This is a genomic window from Pseudomonas sp. UM16 (genome assembly GCF_050312595.1).
GTDB lineage: Bacteria > Pseudomonadota > Gammaproteobacteria > Pseudomonadales > Pseudomonadaceae > Aquipseudomonas.
In genome coordinates this window covers 1-2,019 of the sequence record NZ_JBNPJT010000041.1, presented here as the reverse complement: position 1 = coordinate 2,019, position 2,019 = coordinate 1, and the positions used below count along the sequence as shown (strand labels likewise).

2 protein-coding genes are annotated in these 2,019 nt (G+C 57.5%); both read left to right on the top strand.

The window, feature by feature from the left end:
* The first annotated feature begins 84 nt into the window (after positions 1 to 84).
* Positions 85 to 444 carry an IS66 family insertion sequence element accessory protein TnpB gene (gene tnpB / locus ACQRAX_RS25400; protein ID WP_007247730.1) on the top strand — a complete coding sequence of 120 codons (360 nt, stop codon included), beginning with the start codon at positions 85 to 87 and terminating at the stop codon, positions 442 to 444.
* Between the two features lie 18 nt (positions 445 to 462).
* On the top strand, positions 463 to 1,974 hold the full coding sequence (gene tnpC, locus ACQRAX_RS25395) for an IS66 family transposase (RefSeq protein ID WP_412041613.1): 1,512 nt from the start codon (positions 463 to 465) through the stop codon (positions 1,972 to 1,974).
* Positions 1,975 to 2,019 lie beyond the last annotated feature (45 nt).

Below are 2,019 nucleotides of genomic sequence, written 5' to 3'. Positions count from 1 at the left end.
GTAAGCGCTCCATGAACCCCACATTCCAAGCGCTTATCTGATGCTCGATGCTGTGCTCCCGATTCTCTCAGGAGCCCGTTCGCCATGATGCGACCCGATGCAAAAGTCGAAAAAGTCTATCTCTACCCCAAGCCCGTCGACTTTCGAAAATCCATCGATGGCCTGGCTGCCTTGGTCGAGCTAGACATCAAGGTCGCCGTCTTCGACCCCGTACTTTTTGTTTTCCTCAACAAGCCGCGCAACCGCGTGAAGATCTTGTACTGGGAACGCAACGGCTTCTGCCTTTGGCTCAAGCGCCTGGAGTCCGAACGCTTCAAAACGTCGCCCGACGTGACGGACGAAGCGATTGTCCTGACTGTTCAGGAACTCAACTGGATGCTCGACGGCTTTGACCTCTGGCGTAACCGTCCTCATCAGGTTTTGACGCCACGATTCGTGGCCTGATTCGGTATAATCCAGGGCATGAATTTCGTGCCCGACAACCTTCCTGATGATCCCGAGTTGCTCAAGCAGATGCTTGCGAAGATGCAATCCAGGATGGGCGTGCTCGAAGAACAAGTTGCACTGCTAAGGCAGCGCCTGTTTGGCCGAAAATCAGAGCAGGCCGTCGATCCGGCAACGCCTCAAATGGCGTTGTTCAATGAAGCGGAGCACGAGGTTGAGTTGGCGTGCGAGATCACTGAAGAAGAGGTCGTCGCACCCGCCAAGCGCCGTGGCAAGCGCAAGCCGTTGCCCGCTGACCTTCCGCGCATCGAGCTCATCCACGAACTGCCCGAACATGAGCTGACTTGCACTTGCGGCTGCCGCAAGCACGCCATCGGCGAGGAGATCAGCGAGCAGCTTGAAATCGTCCCGATGCAGATCCGTGTCATCAAACACGTCCGCAAAGTCTATGGTTGCCGCGACTGCGAAGCCGCTCCGGTCACTGCGGACAAGCCAGCTCAATTGATTGAAAAAAGTATGGCCAGCCCGAGCGTTCTGGCGATGTTGCTGACCACCAAATATGTAGACGGCTTGCCGCTTCATCGATTTGAAAAAGTATTGGGGCGCCACGGCATCGATATCCCGCGCCAGACCTTGGCTCGCTGGGTTATCCAGTGCGGCGGGCACTTCCAGCCGCTGCTGAATTTAATGCGCGACAGCCTGTTGGCCAGTCGCGTCATCCACTGCGATGAAACGCGGGTACAGGTGTTGAAAGAGCCTGACCGCGAGCCAAGCAGCCAGTCGTGGATGTGGGTGCAAACCGGCGGCCCACCGGATCAGCCGGTGATTCTTTTTGACTACTCCACCAGCCGAGCGCAGGAGGTGCCTACGCGCCTGCTCGAGGGCTATCGTGGCTACGTCATGACCGATGATTATGCCGGTTACAACGCACTGGGCGCCCAAGCTGGCGTTGAGCGTTTAGGCTGCTGGGCCCATGCGCGTCGCAAGTTCGTTGAAGCACAGAAAGTGCAGCCTAAAGGCAAAACGGGGCGTGCGGATATCGCGCTGAACCTGATCAACAAGCTTTATGGTATCGAACGCGACCTGAAGGCTTTCGGCGACGCTGAACGCAAGATCGGTCGTCACGAACAAAGCCTGCCGGTACTGGCGCAGTTGAAAAGCTGGATCGAAAAAACGCAACCACAGGTCACCACTCAGAATGCCCTGGGCAAAGCCATCAGTTACCTCGCAAGTAACTGGGGCAAGCTGGAGCGATACGTCGAGGAAGGCTACCTGCCGATCGACAACAATGCCGCTGAACGCGCGATCCGCCCCTTCGTGATCGGAAGGAAGAACTGGCTGTTTAGCGACACGCCCAAGGGCGCGACGGCCAGTGCTCAACTTTACAGCTTGGTCGAGACTGCCAAAGCCAACGGCCAAGAGCCTTATGCGTGGCTGCGCCACGCACTGGAGCGCCTGCCGGCGGCCTCATCAGTTGAAGATTACGAAGCCTTGCTGCCGTGGAACTGCTCACCCGCATCGCCTAGCTGAGCGCGCCACCCATATTGAGTTTGGTGGGGTTTATGGAGCGCTTAC

Bases quoted from the DNA above. Each gene is read 5' to 3' on its own strand.
- tnpB (WP_007247730.1), top strand. From the start codon at position 85: ATGATGCGACCCGATGCAAAAGTCGAAAAAGTCTATCTCTACCCCAAG.
- tnpC (WP_412041613.1), top strand. From the start codon at position 463: ATGAATTTCGTGCCCGACAACCTTCCTGATGATCCCGAGTTGCTCAAG.